The sequence below is a fragment of the Candidatus Hydrogenedentota bacterium genome (assembly GCA_016791475.1).
In the GTDB taxonomy this organism is placed as follows: Bacteria; Hydrogenedentota; Hydrogenedentia; order Hydrogenedentales; family JAEUWI01; genus JAEUWI01.
In genome coordinates this window covers 1-20,324 of record JAEUWI010000076.1, presented here as the reverse complement: position 1 = coordinate 20,324, position 20,324 = coordinate 1, and the positions used below count along the sequence as shown (strand labels likewise).

Annotated in this window: 21 protein-coding genes and 1 pseudogene; 15 read left to right on the top strand and 7 right to left on the bottom strand. The window is 60.1% G+C overall.

What is annotated here, in order from left to right:
- The first annotated feature begins 53 nt into the window (after window positions 1-53).
- The 3 genes from JNK74_25820 to JNK74_25810 all read left to right on the top strand — a co-directional run bounded on the left by JNK74_25820 (window position 54) and on the right by JNK74_25810 (window position 2,741).
- On the top strand, window positions 54-734 hold the full coding sequence (locus JNK74_25820) for a DUF1318 domain-containing protein (GenBank protein ID MBL7649608.1): 681 nt from the start codon (window positions 54-56) through the stop codon (window positions 732-734).
- A gap of 235 nt (window positions 735-969) precedes the next feature.
- Window positions 970-2,340 (top strand): aspartate aminotransferase family protein, encoded by a 1,371-nt coding sequence (locus JNK74_25815; GenBank protein MBL7649607.1) that lies wholly within the window; start codon window positions 970-972, stop codon window positions 2,338-2,340.
- Window positions 2,341-2,516: 176 nt separating this feature from the next.
- The gene (locus JNK74_25810) at window positions 2,517-2,741 is read left to right on the top strand and encodes an addiction module protein (protein ID MBL7649606.1); all 225 of its coding nucleotides are present in this window, start codon (window positions 2,517-2,519) and stop codon (window positions 2,739-2,741) included.
- A 176-nt stretch (window positions 2,742-2,917) separates the two neighbouring features.
- On the opposite strand, the gene JNK74_25805 is transcribed toward JNK74_25810, so the two are convergent.
- Window positions 2,918-3,592, bottom strand: coding sequence for an endonuclease III domain-containing protein (locus JNK74_25805; GenBank protein MBL7649605.1), 675 nt, complete (start codon window positions 3,590-3,592; stop codon window positions 2,918-2,920).
- A gap of 175 nt (window positions 3,593-3,767) precedes the next feature.
- Between JNK74_25805 and JNK74_25800 the strand changes: the two genes are divergently transcribed.
- From JNK74_25800 to JNK74_25790, 3 genes are read left to right on the top strand one after another with little or no spacing between them, the layout of a single operon-like run.
- Complete coding sequence (locus tag JNK74_25800; GenBank protein ID MBL7649604.1) at window positions 3,768-3,998, top strand: addiction module protein; 231 nt, start codon at window positions 3,768-3,770, stop codon at window positions 3,996-3,998.
- Window positions 3,995-4,285, top strand: a complete 291-nt coding sequence (locus JNK74_25795) for a type II toxin-antitoxin system RelE/ParE family toxin (protein MBL7649603.1) — start codon at window positions 3,995-3,997, stop codon at window positions 4,283-4,285. The genes JNK74_25800 and JNK74_25795 overlap by 4 nt, the downstream gene beginning before the upstream one ends.
- Before the next feature lie 59 nt (window positions 4,286-4,344).
- A complete protein-coding gene (locus tag JNK74_25790) occupies window positions 4,345-4,869 on the top strand; it encodes a rhodanese-like domain-containing protein (GenBank protein MBL7649602.1) in 525 nt (174 codons plus the stop codon).
- Window positions 4,870-4,897: 28 nt separating this feature from the next.
- On the opposite strand, the gene JNK74_25785 is transcribed toward JNK74_25790, so the two are convergent.
- Window positions 4,898-6,106: a RidA family protein gene (locus tag JNK74_25785; GenBank protein ID MBL7649601.1), complete on the bottom strand. Its 1,209-nt coding sequence runs from the start codon at window positions 6,104-6,106 to the stop codon at window positions 4,898-4,900.
- 167 nt (window positions 6,107-6,273) lie between these two features.
- Between JNK74_25785 and JNK74_25780 the strand changes: the two genes are divergently transcribed.
- The 6 genes and pseudogenes from JNK74_25780 to JNK74_25755 all read left to right on the top strand — a co-directional run bounded on the left by JNK74_25780 (window position 6,274) and on the right by JNK74_25755 (window position 11,488).
- Window positions 6,274-8,313: a 9-O-acetylesterase gene (locus JNK74_25780; protein MBL7649600.1), complete on the top strand. Its 2,040-nt coding sequence runs from the start codon at window positions 6,274-6,276 to the stop codon at window positions 8,311-8,313.
- A 46-nt stretch (window positions 8,314-8,359) separates the two neighbouring features.
- A pseudogene (locus tag JNK74_25775) lies at window positions 8,360-8,711 on the top strand (type II toxin-antitoxin system RelE/ParE family toxin).
- Window positions 8,698-9,036, top strand: coding sequence for an XRE family transcriptional regulator (locus tag JNK74_25770; protein MBL7649599.1), 339 nt, complete (start codon window positions 8,698-8,700; stop codon window positions 9,034-9,036). Before JNK74_25775 ends, JNK74_25770 begins: the two are co-directional and overlap by 14 nt.
- Window positions 9,037-9,126: 90 nt before the next feature.
- Complete coding sequence (locus JNK74_25765; protein MBL7649598.1) at window positions 9,127-9,978, top strand: MBL fold metallo-hydrolase; 852 nt, start codon at window positions 9,127-9,129, stop codon at window positions 9,976-9,978.
- Between the two features lie 59 nt (window positions 9,979-10,037).
- Entirely contained in the window at window positions 10,038-10,712 is a 675-nt protein-coding gene (locus JNK74_25760; GenBank protein MBL7649597.1) for a class I SAM-dependent methyltransferase, read from the top strand.
- Window positions 10,709-11,488, top strand: coding sequence for a class I SAM-dependent methyltransferase (locus JNK74_25755; GenBank protein MBL7649596.1), 780 nt, complete (start codon window positions 10,709-10,711; stop codon window positions 11,486-11,488). The genes JNK74_25760 and JNK74_25755 overlap by 4 nt, the downstream gene beginning before the upstream one ends.
- On the opposite strand, the gene JNK74_25750 is transcribed toward JNK74_25755, so the two are convergent.
- The 5 genes from JNK74_25750 to JNK74_25730 form a co-directional block, all read right to left on the bottom strand.
- Window positions 11,485-12,165 (bottom strand): hypothetical protein, encoded by a 681-nt coding sequence (locus JNK74_25750; protein MBL7649595.1) that lies wholly within the window; start codon window positions 12,163-12,165, stop codon window positions 11,485-11,487. The two genes, JNK74_25755 and JNK74_25750, sit on opposite strands and share 4 nt — an antisense overlap.
- A 295-nt stretch (window positions 12,166-12,460) precedes the next feature.
- On the bottom strand, window positions 12,461-13,648 hold the full coding sequence (locus tag JNK74_25745; GenBank protein MBL7649594.1) for a VCBS repeat-containing protein: 1,188 nt from the start codon (window positions 13,646-13,648) through the stop codon (window positions 12,461-12,463).
- A gap of 104 nt (window positions 13,649-13,752) precedes the next feature.
- A complete protein-coding gene (locus tag JNK74_25740; GenBank protein ID MBL7649593.1) occupies window positions 13,753-14,472 on the bottom strand; it encodes a class II aldolase/adducin family protein in 720 nt (239 codons plus the stop codon).
- 97 nt (window positions 14,473-14,569) lie between these two features.
- The gene (locus tag JNK74_25735; GenBank protein MBL7649592.1) at window positions 14,570-15,616 is read right to left on the bottom strand and encodes an alcohol dehydrogenase catalytic domain-containing protein; all 1,047 of its coding nucleotides are present in this window, start codon (window positions 15,614-15,616) and stop codon (window positions 14,570-14,572) included.
- Between the two features lie 203 nt (window positions 15,617-15,819).
- Window positions 15,820-16,857, bottom strand: a complete 1,038-nt coding sequence (locus JNK74_25730) for an alcohol dehydrogenase catalytic domain-containing protein (protein MBL7649591.1) — start codon at window positions 16,855-16,857, stop codon at window positions 15,820-15,822.
- A gap of 369 nt (window positions 16,858-17,226) precedes the next feature.
- Here JNK74_25730 and JNK74_25725 point away from each other — a divergent pair, with 369 nt between their 5' ends.
- The 3 genes from JNK74_25725 to JNK74_25715 all read left to right on the top strand — a co-directional run bounded on the left by JNK74_25725 (window position 17,227) and on the right by JNK74_25715 (window position 20,180).
- Window positions 17,227-18,012: a DeoR/GlpR transcriptional regulator gene (locus JNK74_25725; GenBank protein MBL7649590.1), complete on the top strand. Its 786-nt coding sequence runs from the start codon at window positions 17,227-17,229 to the stop codon at window positions 18,010-18,012.
- Between the two features lie 225 nt (window positions 18,013-18,237).
- Window positions 18,238-18,549, top strand: coding sequence for a PilZ domain-containing protein (locus tag JNK74_25720; GenBank protein ID MBL7649589.1), 312 nt, complete (start codon window positions 18,238-18,240; stop codon window positions 18,547-18,549).
- Between the two features lie 5 nt (window positions 18,550-18,554).
- Window positions 18,555-20,180, top strand: coding sequence for an iron ABC transporter permease (locus tag JNK74_25715; GenBank protein MBL7649588.1), 1,626 nt, complete (start codon window positions 18,555-18,557; stop codon window positions 20,178-20,180).
- Window positions 20,181-20,324: the final 144 nt, after the last annotated feature.

Genomic DNA, 20,324 nt, shown 5'->3' with positions numbered 1-20,324 from the left:
TTTGAATAAAGGTCTGGCCAGTACGTCTTAGGACGTGAAAGGAACTATGCACCATGACACGAAAACTTTTCTGCCTGCAGGCCGCCGCGCTGCTCGCCCTCGCCGGGTGCGTCATTCGCACGGAGCACAAGATTGACGCCCATATCACGCTCGATATCCGCCACGTCCAGGAACAGGCCGGGGACGTGTTGAACTACATTGAGGGCAAATCCAACGAACTTCCCGGACTGGAACAAAAGGCGGAGTCGACTTCGTGGCTGTGGAAGAGCCTGGAGTTCCTCGACCCCTTCGAAACCGTGCAGGCGGCGGAGATGAAGTCCGACTCGGCCCGGGTCAAGGAAATCGCCACGGAACTCCGAAAGAACAACGACGCCATCGCCAAGCTGAAGAAAGACGGCTGTCTGGGCGAGACGAACCGCGGTTATGTGGAATTGAAGGACTGCGACGCGATGAAGGATGCGGACGCCAAGAACAAGGCCCAGACCCTCCTCGCCGAGGAAAACAAAGGCCGCAAGGCGCTCTACGCCGAGATTGCGCGTTTGAACAAGGAAGAGGGCCTCAGCGTTACGGCGGTAGAGCAGATCTATGCGGTGGAACGCCTCAAGCGCGGCGTCTCCGGCGAACAGTATCAGCTCCCCAGCGCGGGCAAGCTTTTCGACGATATCAAGGCCTCGGATGTGGGCAAGAAGATCGGCGCGGCCTGCAAGCCGGACGCGTGGGTGACGATTCCGTAGAGTTATGTGAGCGAGTTTGAGCGGCGCACCCTTGGTGCGCCGCTTTTTTGTCGGACCGATCAGACGGAGCGGACTGATCGGCCCTATTGCTCCTGATCGGTCCGATCCGTCTGATCGGTCCGATTTTTTATCTCTCAAACTGGAACCCCATCCGACAAATTTGGGACAATAAGCTTCTATACCCCGATCACCTTCCCGGCCCCGAAAATGCGCCGGTTTACCTCCAGGAGGCCCCATGGCGACCAAAGAATTCCCCATCATCCCCGAAGAAGTGCCCGCGGTTAAGACCGAGCATCGCACGATCTGCACGGCCTTACCCGCGCCCGCTTCGGTGCCGACACTGGAGCGTCTTCGCGCCATCGAGCCCCGCAGCATGGGCGGCCAGCCCCCCATCGTGTGGGATCATGGCCATGGGGAGTACATCTGCGACGCCTTTGGCAACCAGTGGATCGATTTCTCCAGCGGCGTGCTGGTGACCTCCAGCGGCCATGGCCGTCCGGAGATCGGTGAAGCGATTGCCGCCATGGCGCAAAAGGGGCTCTTTTACGCCTACGCCTTCCCCACGGAGATTCGCGCGCAACTGATCGAGGAAATTCAGAGCTATCTGCCCGAGCCCCTCAAGCGCGTGTTCCTCCTGACCACGGGCGCGGAAGCCACGGAGTGCTGCATCAAGCTGGCGCGCACGAAGGGCATGCAGGTCGGCGGCAAAGACAAGTCGGTGCTGGTGAGTTTCAGCCACGCCTTCCACGGCCGCACCATGGGATCGCAGCTCGCGGGCGGCATCCCCGGTTTGAAGACGTGGATGGGCGATCTGGATCCCCGCTTCGTAAACGTACCCTTCCCCGACGGCTACCGTCAGGTGGACACCGGTTTCCATGTGTTTGAAGAATCCCTGGCGGCCCAGGGCATCAAGCCGGAGCAGGTCTGCGGTGTGATGAGCGAAACCTTTCAGGGCTGCAACGCCACGCTTATGCCGGCGGAATATGCCCAGGCGCTGCGTCAGTGGTGCGACCAGCATCAGGCGCTGCTGATCTTCGACGAAGTGCAGGCGGGCTTCGGCCGCGCGGGCAAGGCTTTCGGCTTCCAGCACCTGGGCGTCGTGCCGGATCTGGCCGCCTGCGGCAAGGGCATCTCCGGCGGCACACCCCTGTCCGCCGTGGTGGGCACGGAAGACCTGATGAACATGTACGGCCCCGGCGAAATGACCAGCACCCATTCCGCGAACGCCATCTCGGCGGCGGGCGCGCTGGCAAATCTCCAGGTGATCAAGAAAGAGGGCCTGATCGCCCACGCCGCACAGCTTGACCCCGTATTGAAGGAGGGTGCGACCGCCATCGCCGCCGCGTCGAAGGGCCGCATCGGCGCGTGGGATTCCGTGGGCCTCGTGTGTTCGTTGCAATGCCGCAAAGGCGCCACGGGCACGGACCCCGACCCCGATCTCGCCTGGACCATCATCTACGAATGCTACAAGCGCGGTGTGATGCTCTTTGCGCCGGTGGGCGTGGGCGGCGGCGCGGTGAAGATCTGCCCGCCCCTGGTGATCAAGGAAGGTGCGTTGCGCGAGGGCCTGAGCGTGATTGAAGATGTGGTGCGGCGGCTGGTGTAGGGATCGACATTTGTTCGAGAAACTCTCGACTCTACATGGTAGACTAACGCGGTAAGGACTCGTTACCACGGTCCGCCGTGGTAATGCATACCGTGCCGCTCCGGCGGCGCACGCTTGGCGAAGTAGAATCAGAACCTGCGAGCGACCCGCGAACGGATCGCGAAATGGAGCACGCCATGACTGCCGACGAGATCATTGAAGCGGCCCGCCAGCGTCCTGTGGAAGAACAACTGAAAATCTTTGATGCCCTGTATTACTGGCTGGAACCGCTTAGGGAAGAAGCGGAGAAACTATGGACCATTGAAATACAGCGCCGGAAAGAAGAAATCGATTCGGGTGCCGTTGAAGCCATACCGGGCGAAGAAATTTTTTGCGGAAATTCGCAAGCGATTTGGCTATGACCGCTTGGGTTCCTTATAGGCGCTCAACGGCAGCACACTCGCTTGAGCCCCTTCACCCACAAGCTCCCGCAGCGAAGCTGCCCCGCTTGAGGGTGGCACCCGCCATCTTCGCCGCCCCTTCAACACCCATCCGTTATTCAGCGAATCTCGACTGCATGCACGGAATCTAATCGCGACTATTCCACCACCGGCTGCCCGCGCTTCAGCGTCCCCTGTAGCGGGCACCCCTCGCAGTTCGGACGCGTCTTGCAGAAATCCTTCCCCGTCCACACGATGAGCCCGTGGTACTCTTTGAAGTAGTCCACGTCGGGGGCGAGATTCTCTTCGAAAAATGCCCGCAGGGCCTCGTACTTGATATCCCCCGGCACGAGGCCATGGCGACTGAAGATGCGGCGGGTGTAGGCGTCCACCACGAAGACCGGCTTCTCGCAGGCGTAGAGGAGGATGTCGTCGGCGGTCTCGGGGCCGATGCCCTTCAAGGCAAGCAACTCAAGGCGGAGCTCCGGGAGGGGGCGCTTTGCCATCCGCGCCACGCTGCCGCCGTAGTGGTCAACAAGATGCTGGCAGAAAAGGCGGACGCGGAGGGCTTTCTGTCGGAAATAGCCCGAAGGGCGCAGCGCAGCCTCCAGCACTTCCGGGTCGGCGTCCAGCATCGCGCGGGGCGTCATGAGCTTTTCGCGCTTCAAGTTAACGATGGCCTTTTCCACGTTCGTCCAGGCGGTGTTCTGCGTGAGAATGGCGCCGATGCAGACCTCGAAGGGCGTGTCCCCGGGCCACCAGTGGGTCTTGCCGTGGTGGGCCGACATGAGGTCATAGAACAGGCGGAGGGTGGTGCTGAGATTTTTGTTCATAATTTCTCGATGTTGAGATCCGTTCGGGCCATGCTTTGGGCCGTTTACGTAGTTGGCGCGAGGTGCGGAGATCAATGCTATAATTTAAGCATACTCGAAGACACCTTTGGCCTGTGCTCCCGGCACACTGTTAAGAGCCCGTAAGCCAATATCACGCAAAAGGAGACCTGAATCCATGACAACGGCGCAAGAGATCCTGGAAGCGGCAAGCGCGCTACCAGAGGAAGAGCGGCTCCTCCTGGCTCATAGCCTGTTTGATTCCATCCATGAGATGGATGCGGATGTCGAGCAAGCCTGGATCCAGGAGATTCGCCGACGCTGCGGAGAGATTGATCGGGGCGAGGTGGAGCTCATTCCTGCGGAAGATGTCTTTGAGGAGGCAAGAAGAATACTTTCCTCGCGATGAAAATCCGACTGCATCCACAGGCGAGGGCGGAGCTGCTCAATTCCATGAACTACTACGAAGCCGCGAGACCTGGATTGGGAGATCGCTTCCTTAGTGCCGTTGCGAAGGTGGTTGATAACGCACGGATGTTTCCCACCTCTTTTCCAATATTTGATGACGATTGCCGCAAGGCAGGGCTTCGCCGATTTCCATGCTCCGTCGTGTATCGGATTCGTGATGGTGAGATGCAAGTCGTGTCGGTCTTGCACTCTAGAAGGGATCCCGAGTCCATTCGAAATCGCTGGTAACGGCCCGCACGGGTTACGTCTGCTTTTGCCAAAATGACTGCTGATACTGGAACACGATGATCGCACGAACGATTTTGATCATGGGAATGGCGCTGCTTCTGACAGCATGTAATTCTACGGACATTGGACCAACGCCTGCCACCAACGCAACGCCCCTCGAGCAAATCGAGACCATGTATGCGGGGTACCGCAAGGACTTCCTCGAAGTCAAAGAAATTGCTCCCCAGGGTGTTGCGGACCTTCAGAAATCCAAGGGTGTTGTGCTTGTAGACGTGCGCACGGCTGAAGAACAAGCGGTGTCGATGATTCCCGGCGCTATTACGGCGGAGGCTTTTGCAGCGGCGGAAGAGACGTACCGCGACAAGACGGTGGTCACCTATTGCACGATAGGGGCGCGGAGCGGCGTCTACGCGGACGAGCTGCGCCAGAAAGGTTTTGATGTCTTCAACCTGAAGGGCAGCCTGCTCGCCTGGACCCATGCGGGACTGCCGCTGGAGGATTCCGAGGGCAGAGATACGAAGCGCGTGCACGTCTATGGGAAGACGTGGGACCTGGCGGCGGACGGGTATGAGGCGGTTTGGTAGGGGCATTGACGGCCGTCAGCCCGCACGCCTATCGCTTTCCCACCGCGATCATATCGAGCACCAGCCCGCGATCACCGAAGCCCGTTCCCGCTACGGTGGCCTTTGAGGCCGCGGGGGGGCGCTGCGGATCATAGTACTCGGGGCGAATCTGGTTTAGCGCGGTGCTCGTGTCCTCCGCGGTCACATAGTACGTCGCCTTCACCAGATGAAGAAAATCACTGCCCAGCGGCTCGACGGCCGCCTTTAATTGCGCGAAAATGTCGTGCACCTGACCTGCGGGATCCAGCGCGCCATTCGCGGTAAATCCCTTCGTGTAGATGCGCGAGGGGGAGTTTACCACGGAATAACGACAGTACACATTCGACGGCGTCACATCGGCGGGCCACAAGTGCAGCACCGGGTCGTCACTCTCGCTCGCGTCGGGAATCCAGGCGATCAACTCGATCTCCGTGGGGATTTCGTTGAGCCAGTCCACAAAGGTCATGGGCGGCGCCGCCGCGCCGGGATAGAAAGCCGCCATGGCCTTCTCCGCCACGGGCACCGCGCTTTGGGGCTTCATGTAGGCCTTGAGGTGCACCACGTGTTCCGGGCCAATCTTGTTCAGCGCGAGCACGCCGTGGAGCTGTTCCATCGTGCCCGTGGAGGCTTCCGCCTGATCCTGGGTGTCCTGCTCCGCCATGCCGGAGATGTAAAGGGCGCGGCCTTTCGGCAACACCGCCACATGGGCGATACCGTTCCGCGCGGGCAGCGCCGCACTCGTGTGGCGCGCCACGGATCCCGGCGCTTTGGCATCGTCCACGGAGGCGATCGCGTCCAGCCCCACCAGCGCGGCGGGGTCGGACAGCGCAGCCACCACGAAGGTGACCGCCGGGTGCGCGTTCGGTCCGAGGTGATTCTTCAGCAGCAACTCGGCCTCGCCCACCTGCGCGTTGGTCGAAACGTATACGTTCAGCCGGGCAATCTGCTCCAGGCCCGAGCCCACTTCGCCGAGTACCGTGGCGACATTCTTCACGACCTGCGCCAGTTGCGCGTCCAGCGTATCGCCCACGATCATGCCGCCCGAGTCCACGGGTAACAGTTGCGTCGTGTGGGCCAGGGCCTTGTCCTCCACCAGAACCGCCGTGGCCAGACCCGTGTCCGGGTTCACGCCCGCCGCCTGGTTCGCCGCCTGGGCGATTCCACAGAGTCCGATTGCGATGCCCACGGCACATTTCAATGGATAGGATTTGCTGCGCATGACACGTTTCCTGCCTGGTTGGATTACGATAGCCTTTGGTCGGTACTTCTTATACAATGTGGGAATCGTAAATTGCCACAACGACCAATTTACAGGGAGAGACAAAAGAGTGCGGCATACACCATAGGCGGATGCCACATTCCGTGCTGAATCTACGGGAGTTCACCATGCACATCCTGCGTAATTTATTTTTCGTCATTGCTGTAGTCATCAGTGGCTGCGCCACCACGCCCCGCAACGCCGATTCCACCGGGCTCAGCGCCGATGTGCGACTCGCCGCGCTCTTCACCGACCACATGGTGCTCCAGCGCGACATGAAAATACCCGTATGGGGCTGGGCCGCCCCCGGCGACCGGGTTACGGTGAAGCTTGCCGGGCAAAGCGCCACGGCCAGGGCGGACAAGGATGGCACGTGGATGGCCCGTCTGGCGCCCCTGCCCGCGGGGGGACCCCACACGCTCACGGTCGCGGGGAAAAACACCATCACCCTGAGCGATGTGCTCATCGGCGATGTGTGGATCGCTTCGGGCCAGTCCAACATGTGGTGGCCCGTGCGCAACGGCGATTTCGGGGTGAAAAATCGCGAGGCCGAAATTGCCGCGGCGAACTATCCCAACATCCGCTATATCACCACGCCCCCCGTGACCAGCTTCAGCCCGAAAGATCACGTGGAAACGGCCGGCTGGATCGTGTGCTCGCCGCAGACCGTACCGAACTTCTCCGCTGTCGCGTACTTTTTCGGGCGCGATCTGCACCAGGCGCTCGGTGTGCCCATTGGCCTGGTCCACAGCTCCTGGGGCGGCACCATCTGCGAGGCCTGGTGCAGCGAAGAGGCCCTGCGCGCCCTGCCTGATTTCAAGGTGAAGCTGGACCAGATGGATGCGGAGGCCCCCAACATTCCGAAAGCTGAAGCGGCTTACAAGGAAGCCCTGGCGAAGTGGAACGCCAATCTCGCCACCTATGATAAGGGCCATCAGGACGGGAACCCGATCTGGGCCGCTCCAGAAGTCGATCCGCGCGACTGGCGCACCGCCACGCTGCCCGGTGTGTGGGAAAAGGCGGGCTATGAAGATCTCGACGGTTTCATGTGGTATCGCAAAGTGGTGGAACTCCCCGCGGACTGGGCGGGTAAGGACCTGACCCTCTCCCTCGGACCCGTCAACGACATGGACCGTACCTGGTTCAACGGCACGCTCGTTGGAAAAAACGAGGGTACTCAGTCGGCCACGGTCTTTCGAAACTACTCGGTGCCCGGCGGCGTCGTGAGCGCCGGGACGAACGTTATCGCGGTGCGCGTATACGACATGGGAAACGTGGGCGGGATCTGCGGGATTCCCGACGATCTCTACCTCACCCTCGCCGGTGTGCCCAATGCCCCGAAGATTTCCCTGGCCGGGGAATGGATGAACCGGCCCGGCGCCTATCTGCGGGATATCCCGCCCCAGCCCGCCGCGCCGCTCCTGCGGGAGGGCGATCCCAACGTGCCGGGCGTGCTCTTCAACGCCATGATCAACCCCCTGATCCCCTATGGCGTCAAGGGCGCCATCTGGTATCAGGGCGAAAGCAACGCGGGCCGCGCTTTCCAGTATCGCACGCTCTTTCCCGCCATGATCGCCGACTGGCGCGCGCGGTGGGGCCAGGGCGATTTCCCCTTCCTCTATGTGCAACTGGCGAACTTCATGGCGGTCGCGCCCGATCCCGGTCCCAGCGCCTGGGCGGAGCTGCGCGAGGCCCAGCTCATGACCCTCAAGTCCCCCAATACCGGCATGGCCACCATCATCGACATTGGCGAAGCGGAAGACATCCACCCGCAGAACAAACAGGACGTGGGGCGTCGCCTTTCGCTCTGGGCGCGGCACTACGGTGGCGAGAAGCTCACGTATTCCGGGCCGCTCTACAGCCGCCACAGCACCGAGGGCAACGCAATTCGTATCCACTTCAACCACGTCGGCGGCGGACTCACCACACCCGGCGGCGCGCCTCTCAAGGGCTTCGCCATCGCCGGGGCCGATCAGAAGTTCGTCTGGGCCGACGCCAGCATTGATGGCGACACCGTAGTGGTAACCAGCGCGTCGGTGGTCAGTCCCCTGGCGGTGCGCTACGCCTGGGCCGACAATCCCGTGTGTAATTTGTACAACACGGAGGGACTGCCCGCATCGCCCTTCCGCACGGATACCTGGCCCGGGGTGACGGATGGGAATAAGTAGGAGACTTGACGCGGTATCCCAAATATGGGATAACTAGAGGGTGGCTATGAAAGCGCTCGAATTCCTGGGCGACTCCTTGAAGGTGCTCAAAGCATTCCCGGAGGTGGTTGTCCGGGAGATGGGCTATTCATTGAGCCGCGTTCAATCTGGAGAAACACCGGGAAATACAAAAGCCCCTGAAGGGGTTTAAAGCTTCGGTCATGGAAATTGTTGTTCGCTACGACACCGATACCTTTCGCTCGGTATACATAGCCAGCCTGATTCACCAAGTCTACGTGCTCCATGTGTTCCAGAAGAAATCCACTCACGGTATTAAGGCGCCTCGACACGAAATTGAGCTCATTGAAGCGCGTTTGAGACAAGCGCTGGAAAGAGAGTCCGACTTTGAAAACAAATGAAAACACAGTCCCCGCCGACGGGAATCTGTTCGCGTTACTGGCGCTGCCCGATTCGGACGACCTTCATGCCAAAGCACAACTCGCCAACGCGATTCACCGCACCCTCTCTGAACGCGGCCTGACGCAGTCCGAAGCTGCGGGGCTCATGGGCACTACGCAAGCCAAAGTCAGCGATATCGTGCGTTGTAAGCTGGATGGGTTTTCAATTGATCGCCTGTTTCGCTTTCTTAACGCCTTAGGGCAGGATGTCGAGATCCTGATCGCGCCCAAACCGATGAATCGCGAAGCGCGCGTTCATGTGGCGAGCATAGGCGGGCCGCGTTGACGACCTCAATGCGTACGGCTTGCAATACGCATACCGTCGTGGCATCGTAAATGGAACAGCGAATTGCAGGCAGCAGCCAAGGAGACTCCAATGACGAAACGCGCCCTCTATCTTTTCATTCCCCTCGTCGTGCTCGCCGCCGGTGTGGCTCTCGTTCAGGCCCAGGACGAAGCCATCACACCGGTGCATATCGCGGGCAACATCCACATGCTCGAAGGCAGCGGCGGAAACATCGGCGTATCGGCGGGCGAGGATGGTATCCTCATCGTGGATGACAAGTTCGAGAAAGACGAGCCCCGTGTGCGGGAGTTGCTCAAAGGCATCAACCCCGGGCCGCTGAAGTTTGTGCTCAACACCCACTTCCACGGCGATCACACGGGCGGCAACGCGGCCTTCGGCAAAGAAGCGGTTATCATCGCCCACGAGAACGTCCGGGGACGGCTCAGCACCGACAAACCGAAGGAGGCTTTGCCGGTTGTCACATATGAAGACAAGGTGTCCGTCCACTTCAACGGAGAAGAGATTGAATTGATCCACCTGCCCGCCGGGCATACCGACACCGACAGCGTCGTTTATTTTCGCGGCGCCAATGTCGTCCACATGGGCGACCTCTTCTTTTCCGGGCGATTCCCCTTCATCGACCTCGAAAACGGCGGCACGGTGGAGGGCTACCTCGCCAACGTTGCGAAGGTCCTCGAAACCCTGCCCGACGACGTTAAGATCATCCCGGGGCACGGGCCCCTCTCTACGAAGGCCGATCTACAGAAATTCCACGCCATGATCGACGAGTGCTTCAACACCGTGAAAGCGCAAGTCAACGCCGGCAAGACCATCCAGGATATCCAGGCCCAAGGCGTCCCCGAGCCGTGGAAGGATTGGGGCTGGCGATTCATCAGCGCCGAACGTTGGCTGATTACGCTGCATGCTGCGGCCACGAAGTAGGGATGAAAAGAAGCTGTAGGTTCAGAGATATCAACAGTAGACTGGGATGGAGCTGATTATTGCCCAGATGGTCCAATTTATTAGGCCGCGTTCACCGCGGGTCTATTATGGAAAGGCGCACTCGGAAAATAGCTGAGGCCATTTCTCTGCTTCCAATAGCTGACACAAGGATTCTTGATGTCGGCTGTGGGAATGGGATGCTGGCTCTGAGCATAATGCGACTCAGGCCGGATGTTTACGTTGAGGGCGTCGACATCATGGAATGGCCGAATCCATCTATTCCTGTTCGCTTGTTTGATGGCGTATCGATTCCTGCAGATTCCGGGGAATGGGATTACTGTTTGGTGTCAGATGTGCTACATCATTGTGTTGCTCCAGAAAAGTTCTTGTGCGAAATCGTCAGGGTCTCTGGTAAGGGGTTGATCTTGAAAGATCATCTTGCCGAGACGACATGGGATCGTGTAGTGCTATCGTTCATGGACTGGTTCGGGAATTTCGGGCACGGGGTTGGGTTAAGATACAACTATTGGTCATGGCATCAATGGGAAGCCGAATTCAGTCGAAACGGAGTCGTCCCAACGCTAGTTCAAAATCGCCTAAACCTATATCCATTTCCGTTCAGTATGATGTTTGATCGAAATCTCCATTTTGTGAGTCTTCTGGAGAAGGCCAAGTGCCAAGGCAACGAATCATTACCTTCGATTAGCACGACATATAATGGCCCCCCACCATGACACAAACTAAGCAACCCCAATGGCTAGAGCAGTGGCAAATATTTCGGGATGACGAGCTTTTTCTTTTCAAGGACTGGATTCACCCGAATACACTCGAAGATTTCAGAAGCAAGTCTGTGCTTGAAGCGGGTTGTGGGGGCGGGCAACACACAGGCTTTGTCGCACCTTACGCAGACCATATCGTCGCTGTAGACCTCAACTCAATTGAAGTCGCTATCGAGCGAAACTCTGAGTTTAGTAATATCGATTTTGTTGAGGCGGACATATCGGAGATGAACTTAGGAAGAACCTTTGATGTGGTGTATTCGATTGGGGTAATTCATCACACCGACGACCCAGATAAGACCGTCAGAAATCTCGTGAGTCACGTTAAGCCTGGCGGAAAGTTCATAATTTGGGTATACAGCAAAGAGGGTAACTGGATTGCTGAGAATATTGTGGAGCGAGTGAGACGAGTGTTTGTCAAGGGGTTGTCAGTACGCTCAAAGCTTAAGCTCTCCCAATTTCTCACCACGTTCATGTATGCGCCTATTTACACGATCTACCTGCTACCACTGCGATCTCTTCCCTACTATGAGTATTTTGCGAATTTTCGGAAGCTATCGTTCCGCAGGAACACTCTCAACGTATTTGATAAGCTGAACGCCCCCCAGGTTGTGTTCATTGAACGCCGGAGAGTTCTCAGTTGGTTTCAATATGCACACTTTACAAAGTTGCACTTGGCATCCTACAAGGGTGTGAGTTGGCAGGCCAGCGGTACGTTGATCGATGTCTAATAAGAGATTCCGACACCGATAAGAATCGCATCGGCATTGAAAGTATCCGACGCGTGATTGCTCAACCGAATGATGCGGACGGTATTGAGCGATCCGCCGATTGGGTGGGTAGGAGTCGCACTGATGGTGCAGATATGGGTCGATTTCGTTGAGATGAAACTGTCAACCACGTAGGTCGTTGTTCCAGTCTCATCGAGCGTGTATCCATCGGCGAAAGAGATTGGAAGGACTCCCCACCGCACATCTCCGCTCGTGCCTGCCGAGGCGCTCCACTCTATCGTGAATTTCAGGGGCCGCCCGTCGTAGGAATCGGGGAGGCGGAATTGGAAGTAGGCGGCTTCGGGGCTGGTTTGGTCGAAGGCGAGGGAGCCTGTGGCGACCTGGAAGTTGCGCCAGTTGGCGATGGCGAAAGCGGCACAGGGCAGCGAGGGGTCGGGCATGCCGAGAGAAGCGGGGAGGTAGATGCTCCAGGTGGTGTCCACGCCGGCCACCTCGAGGTCGCCCGCGATGGTCACATTGTCGCCGAAGGTTGCCGCGCCGTCTATGTCCAGGGTGCCGTTGGCGGCGATATTGCCGGATTTATCGAAATCGACGCCACCGTCGGGCGTGCTGTTGAATCCACCGCCGATGCGGAGTTCTTCGAGATAACGGGGGTGGGGGCCGAGGCTTGCGGGCATTGGGCGGACTCCTTGGGGTTTGGTTGGGGTGTTTGTGGTTCTCCTATAAGTAGGGATCGGGCGTTGCAGTTTTTGGATGGCGGAGCGGGCCTAAAGTATTGCGGGGTGGGTCTTATAGGTCTTATGGGTCGTATGGGTCGTATGGGTCGTATGGGTCGTATGAAACCCATCAGAGCCTGACGCCAGAAGCCTGACGCCTGACGCCTGACGCCTGACGCCTGACGCCTGACGCCTGACGCCTGACGCCTGACGCCTGACGCCTGACGACTGAAGCCTCCAGCCTCCAGCCTCCAGCCTATTTTTTTGGATTCTCGTACCAGATGACCCCGAGGCGGTCGCGCTCTTCGCAGGTGAGGACATCGAGGTCGCCGTCCTGATCCATGTCGTATAGCACGACGAGATCGAACTTGGCGCCAGGGGCGCCGCTTATGGCGCGGGGATTCCAGCCGTCGTGGCCCTGCTCAAGATAAAAGAGACCATCCGTGTCGTCCGCGTTTTCGCAGCTTACGGCGATGTCCGGCAGGCGGTCGCCGTTGAGGTCGCCCACGGCGACGCCCTTGCCGGTGCCGACGCCTTCGGGCATGGGGAGCTCGACGGTCTTCCAGTGCTGGTAGGCCAATCGGAGGAAGCCCAGCTTCTTCGTCCCATCGCCTGGCGTGAAGCGCAGCAGCCCGCCGTCGCGGGTGGTGCAGAGCCACTCGGTGGGGCCCGCCACGCTGAACTGGGCGGGGGTGAGGAACATGACCTCGTGGTCCGTGCCGCCCATGGCATGATCGGGCCAGTCCCCGTCGTTGCCGGGATTCTCCAGCCAGCCCGTACCGCGCTTCGGGCCCCTGCGGTCGGTGTAGACCACATCCAGATCACCGTCGTTGTCCATGTCGTGCGAGATCAGGCTCATGACCCAGCTCGCCTCGCGCAGCGGATGCCATTGCCAGGCCGCGAGCTCACGGGGATTTTCCGGGGCCTCAAACCAGCCCATCGCCGCGCCTTCATTTTTCGAGCCCGCCACGAGGTCGATGCCGTGTTTTCCATCGACGTCGATGGGCAGGGAAAACATCCACTGCGCCTTGTTTTCGGCGGCGGGGAGCGCTTCGGTCTTCCAGGCTTCGGCGTTCAGGTAGTCGGCGGGATTGGCCGGCGCCCAGTGGACCCAGATCTTGCGCTCCTTGCCCTCGCTGCAACTGATGACGTCCATCGCGCCGTCGCCGTCGAGATCGGCGAGAACCGCATCCTCCGGCGAGCCCACGCTGCCCACTACCACGCTGGGCCAAGTGTCCTTCACGAGCGCCGGGCCCGGGTTGTGGTAGACGCGGATGGAGCCGCCCTCTTCCCAGCCCGTGGCGATGTCCGGGTGGCCATCGCCGTCGTAGTCCCCCAGGCGCACGCCATCCGCGCCGATGGACGTGTTGTCGATGACGTGCATGGGCCAGGGGTCGCCGGTGGGGGCGGCGGCGAGGGTGAGGAGGAGGGTGGCGATGATCATGACGGGGCCTTTCTTGTTCTTTTCAGGGCACCGACCGAGTATAGCGCATCCTGTGGACGATGTGGATTCGCCGCGGCGAATCCACGTTGTCCACCGACCCGGCGTCACCCCTCGGGATAAAACACATCCACCAGCGACTTGTTCACCCCCGGCGCGCCCATGAAGGGCAAGTTTCGTCCGGTCATGATGGCGTCCATTTTCTTTACTTCCTCGAGGCTGATCTCCTTGATCTCGCCGTGGACGATGGCGCTGTGGATGTGCAGCGATGTCATCTCCAGCAGTTCCGTATTCATCATGGTCCACTTGATGTCGAGGGGGCTGAGGATGACCAGGCCGTGGTTTTCCATGAGGAAGGCGTTGTACTTCTGCAGGAAGGGCAGGAAGTTGTCCGCGAGTTCCTGGGTCAGGGGCTGGGCGAAGGGCACGACGGGCACGGGGCCGACTTCGGTGATGGTCTCGGGAAAGAGGGGCCGCATGAGGTGGTTCACGCCCTTGGTGATGGTGAAGGCGTTGGTGTACGGCGGGTGGCAGTGGACGACCGACTGGATGTCGGGACGCTCGTTGAAGAAGTTGAGGTACATGGGCGTCTCGCCGGTGGGGCGGTTCTTCCCTTCGAGCTTTTCGCCTTTCAGGTTGATGAAGACCACGTCGTCGAACTGGATGTCGCCTTTGTTCATCTGGGTCGGCGTGATCAGGAGGACGTTTTCCTCCATCTTCCAGGCGGCGTTGCCGCCGAATCCGGTGACGTATTTGTTGGCGGCGAGCTGGTGGCACACGCCGATGAAGGTTTTGATTTGGGCAGCGTATTTTTCGAAGTAGCTCATTGGGGGCTCCTGTGGCGTTAGATAGGACGGATTCGACGGATAGGACGGATAGAATCAAATCGGTCCTATCCGTCCTATCGGTCCGATGAATTTGGCTTTAGTGTTGCAGCACCACTTTCAGCGACAGCACTTCCGTGCTGGCCTGGGTCTTGAAGGCTTCGTTGAAGTCCTCCAGGGCGAAGCGGTGCGTTATAAGCGGATCAGGGTTGATGCCGCCGGTTTCGATGAGGCGGATGGCCTCTTCGTAGTCCCTGCGTACGGAGCTGTTGGCTCCGTGGAGATGCAATTCTCGGTAGTGGATTTTGTTGAGGTCGATGGGCTCCAGCGGATCGTCTTTCGACACGCCCGCGAAGAGGGAGAGGTGCCCGCCCAGCGCGAGTAGGTCGATGCCGAGGGGGATAAGGTCCTTTGCGGAGGCCGCGCAGACGACGCCATCGACGCCGAGGCCGCCGGTGTTTTCTTTCATCCAGGCGATGGGGTCCGTGGTGCTGGTGTTCACGAGGTTGTCAAAGGGCAGGCCCAGTTGCTTGATGAGATCGAGGCGGCCCTGGGAGCGGTTCATGATGGTGACCGTCTCCGCGCCCCAGGCTTTCGCCACGAGGCCGTTCAACACGCCGATGATACCCGCGCTGAGAATGACCACATGTTTCATTTCCTCGAAGGGAAAGAAACGCAGGCCATTCACGCAGCAGGAGATGGGCTCCAGCAGCGTGGCGACTTCCTCGCTCATGTCGTCGGGAATGGGAATGAGGCAGCCCTGCTCCACGCCTTCGCGCGGCATGACCATATACTCGGCGAAGCCACCATTCCACGCATAGCCGATGGCCTTGAAGCCTTTCAGGCAGCGAATCTGATGGTGGCGCTTACACGCGGGACACTCGCCACAGCCGATGACGGTCTGCACGGCGTAGCGCTTGCCCAGCTCAATATCGTGGACGCCTTCGCCGAGTTCAACCACGGTGCCCGCGAGTTCGTGGCCGATAATTTGCACGGAGACGGGCTTCTCGCCGCGGAGCACGCGCTGGTCGGTGCCGCAAAGGGCGCTTGCGCCAACCTTGAGGAGCACTTCGCCCAGGCCGGGTTTGGGCTGGGGTACGTCTTGAACTTCGATCACGCCGGGGGCGGTGATGAGGGCTGCTTTCATGGTGGGGTGGCTTTCTGGTTTTGGGAAATCGGACGGATCAGACGGATCGGACCGATCTGCTCTGGGATCTACCCCCCCTTCCCCCCCGCATGCGGGGGGGACCTTCACTGCGGGGAGTGTTGCTTGGTTCTCGAATTCGTCGGGCGTTGGGGGCTTCCGTTTTGCGGTCCCCCCCGCTTGCGGGGGGGTAGGGGGGGTAATCTTCAGTCAAACGTAATCATCGCCTTCATCACGCCATCCTGGTAGCCCGCGACCATATCGAAGGCTTCTTTCGTGCGCTCGAAGGGGAAGTGGTGCGTTACCATGGCCGTGGCGGGCAGGGTGCCGTCTTCGATCTGGTCGATGGTGATGCCGGTGCATTCGTTCTGACGGCGCACGTTCTGGAAGCAGATTTCCTTGCGGCGCATGAGATCGATCTGGAAGGAGATGCGGTCCACTTCGGGAATGCCAATCATCACGAGCTTGCCGCCGGGCGAGAGCATCTGGATGGCCTGGTCCACCGCTTCCTGCTGGCCGCAGCATTCGAAGACGATATCCAGCAGCAGGGGCTCCGCCTCGGCGATGGCCTTCACCGCGTCGAGCTGGTCCACATTGCCCGTCCAGTCCGCGCCCGCCGCTTTAACCATGGCCAGACGCGCATCGATCTTGTCGGTCATGTAGACCTTGCCCACGCCCTGGGCTTTGGCGGGCATGAGTACGCTCATGCCGATGGGGCCGCTGCCGAGGATGCCGATTCGCTTGCCATTGAGATCGCCCGCGAGCTTGCAGGCGTAGACGCCGATCGCCAGGGGCTCACTCAGGACACCCTCTTCCAGCGTGGTCTCGTCCTTGAGCGGGAAGCAGCAGTGCTCCGGCATCACGATGTATTCCGAGAGGCTGCCTTCGGCCTGGCCGGGGCAACCGAGAAATTTCAGCTTGCGGCAGGTGTGGGGGCGACCACCCTTGCACTGGTCGCACTCGAAGCAGGGCATGGCGGGTTCAATCGCCACGCGGTCGCCGACCTTCACATGGGTCACTGCGGGGCCCACGGCCTCCACGACACCCGCGCACTCGTGGCCCACGGCGAAGGGGTACTGCACAACCTGCACGCCGATGCGGCCCGTGGTGTAGTAGTGGACATCGGAACCGCAAACACCAACGCGGGAGATCTTGATGAGCACATCGGTGGGGGCGGCGATCTTCGGATCGGGTACCTCGCGCATTTCCATCGCGCGGATGCCGGTAAGAACCATGGCACGCATGGGCAGGGGCTCCTGATTTCAGGTTGTGGGGGAGAACCACGAACGGACACGAATTTACACGAATTTGGGCGGCAGAGACACCACTCGTTACCACGGTCCTCCGTGGTAATGCAATACCCGTCCGCTTCGCGGACGAGGCGGGGTTCAACTGGGATATCTCAGAAGCCCAGACTCGGCCTTCGCAAGTGTGCCGTAGTAGCGGCATGGTCTGCATTACCATGGCCGGACCGTGGCAAAAAGGCGAATGCACTTGTTAAATGACTCATTTTCGCTTATTATACGTCATAATCAATCAAAATGCAATTCGACATCGATGGGTTTTTGATTGTAAGCGTAGTTATAACAGTTTGTTAGGGTTGGTATTTCCTCATGATTCAACTTGAGCGACACGAGCGCATTCTGGAGCACCTGAATACCCATCGGTTCATTGGCGCGGAGCAGGCCCATGCCCTGATCGGGGCGAGTCCGGCGACGATTCGTCGCGATTTCAATGACCTGGCGGATAAGGGGCTGGCCCAGCGGACGCGGGGTGGTTTGCGGCGGCTGGACCAGGTGGAGGACGGGGCGCTGCCCTACGCCTTTCGCGCGGCGCGCTATTCGGCGGAGAAGGCGGCCATCGCGCGCCGCGCGGTGTCCTTGCTGCAGCCTGGCGACTCCGTATTTGTGGATGGCGGCACGACGACCTATGCGTTGTCGCGATATATCCCAACTTTTCCCTTGACCGTAATTACCAACAGCCTTCGCCTTGCCTCGGCGCTGGGCGAGCGGGCGTCTCAGTTACCGGATCTTCGCGTGCTGCTTTCGGGCGGCGCGCTGCACCCGGAGGCGGGTCTTCTGGTTGGGCCGCAGGCGGTGCGGACGCTTTCGGAGTACCATGCGGACTGGGCTTTTGTGTCGCCCGGCGGCGTGGACAGGGGGGGGATATACAATACCAACGAAGATGCGGCGGCGAGCGAGCGGGTGATGATCCGGAATGCGCGCCAGACGGCGGTTCTCGCGGATCCGGGAAAACTGGGCAAGACATCCCTTTGCCGGATTGTGGGGCTGGACGCGGTACAACGGCTGATCACCACGGCGCCGGGGGCGGCAAGCGACTTGTTGGATTCTCTCGAGGAGGGTGGGGTTGAAATTGAAGTGGTGATGGGTGACGGGTGAAGGGTCTTGTGGGCGCGGCGTATCCACCAGTCTTTTCATCGGACTCATAGGACCTATTCGACCCATTCTCCGGCGCTTCACGCATTGCCGCATTGCAATTTACCAAGTCGTGCGCTACTATTAGGTCTTACTTGTGCAGTCGTCGGGAAAATCAGCAAACGTAAAGGTTCTATCATGCGGATGGAGGGAGATGAACGGCGCCGTTATCCCCGGAGCCGTCGTGGCGTGCCGGTCTTTGAAGACGCGGCGGGTCCCGGTGTTTTGAATCACATCGACAATATCAGCGCGAACGGCGTGTTGTGTCACACGGTCAAGCCGGTGGCGCTCATGACGCGGATGCGGATCGCGCTGGATCTGCCCGCGCCGGCCAATACCCGTATCGATGCCGAGGGCGTGGTGGTGCGTTGCGATCCCGATGATCTGGGGGATGACCACTTCAAAGTGGCGATACTTTTCACGAAGATCGACCCTGAAGAGCACGAGGCCATCCGCAATTTCGTGGAAGAGGATATCGCGCTCCCTCGGGACGCGTTCTAGCCCCGGTGTCCGAGGGTGCGTCAAGTAACCGGCATAAACCGGCACTGGACCGTGTACTCCTCGCGCTGTGCCTCGGGGTGCTCGGCCTCACGGTGCTCTATCCCACGTTACGCCTGATGCTGGAGGCCGTTGCCCACTGGGATGGCTCCCTAATCGGCAGCGGAAAAGCCTGGCCCGCTATTCGCAATACCATCGGTATCAGCCTCGCCTCCGTGGCAGGGGCCGGCATTGTGGGCGTGGCGCTGGCCTTCGTCACCACGCGCTACAGCTTTCCCGGGTCGCGTGTGCTGGCCGCCCTGGCCTATCTGCCCTTCACCCTGCCGCCGCTCGTGGGTGTGCTGAGTTTCTATTACCTCATCGGCAAGGATGGAATCGTCACACGCTTCGCCGATCAGGTGCTGGGATTGCCCGATCTGGTGCTGCCGGGGCCCTGGGCGATCTTGATCATCCACATCTACTCGTTTTATGTCTTCTTCTATGCCATGGCGGGCCCCGCGTTCGCCTCCATGGACCGCTACCAGTTGGAGGCCGCGCGGACGTTGGGCGCTTCCCGGGGCCGTGTGTTCTTCCGCGTGACCCTGCCCCTGTTGCGGCCCGCGCTGGTGGGCGCTTCGCTGCTTACCTTCATGTCTTCCTGCGCCTCGTTCAGCGCACCCTATTTCTTTGGCGGGCGCTTTCCCATGCTCAGCGTGGAAGTGTATGTCGCGCGCAATCAGGACAACCACGGCGCCGCGTTGACCCTGACGGTGATGCTGGCGCTGGTGTCACTGCTGGGGATTGCGTTGTTCCGGTCGTCGCGCCGGGGCGCTTCGGGTTCGGGATCCAAAGGCACGCCCCGGCCTATTGGCAGTGCCAGGGGCAGGATTCTGGCCGGCGCCCTGGCCTGGGGGGCCATCGCCCTGCTGCTCCTGCCCCACGCGACCATTCTCTGGCTTTCCTTTGCGGACTATGAATCGTGGCACACCGAGCTGGTGCCCACGGTCATGACCTTTTCCAACTACACCGAACTCTTCACCAGCCGCAATGCCTTCAGTCCGATTCGCAACAGCCTCTGGATGAGCGCCGTGGCCATGGTGGCGACGCTGGTGATGGCGCTGCCCGCAGCCTATTTGATCGCCCGGAAGCGGCCCGGCGGCGCGTGGCTCAATGTGCTGGTGATGATCCCCTGGGCGCTGCCGGGCACGGTGATCGCCATCAACCTGATCGTGGCCTTCAACGAGCGATGGCTGCCGATCTACGGCACGGTCTGGCTGCTGCCCCTGGCGTATTTTGTGCGCAACATCCCGCTGTTGACGCGGATGGTGGGGGCCTCGCTGGAAACGTTCGACGCGACCTTGATTGAAGCGGGCCGGACGCTGGGCGCGTCGAAGCGCCACTGCTTCCGGCGGATTGTGTTGCCCCTGGTGGCTCCGGCGGCGGGCGCGGGCGCGGCGCTGGTATTCGCCACGTGCCTGGGCGAGTTTGTCGCTTCGATACTGCTCTACCAGCCCTCGAACATTCCGATAGCGGTCAAGATCAATATGGAATGGCGGGCGTCGGTCGGTGCGGCCTTCGCCTACAGCGTGCTGCTCATGGTGCTGGTCGCGGGGACTTTTGGGGTTTCAAGAAGGTTTACCTCGCGACTGATGTGAGCGGGGAACATTATGAGTCTCATGGGTCTTATGGGTCTTATGGGTCTTATGGGTCTTATGGGTCTTATGGGTCTTATGGGTCTTATGGGTCTTATGGGTCTTATGGGTCTTATGGGTCTTATGGGTCTTATGGGTCTTATGGGT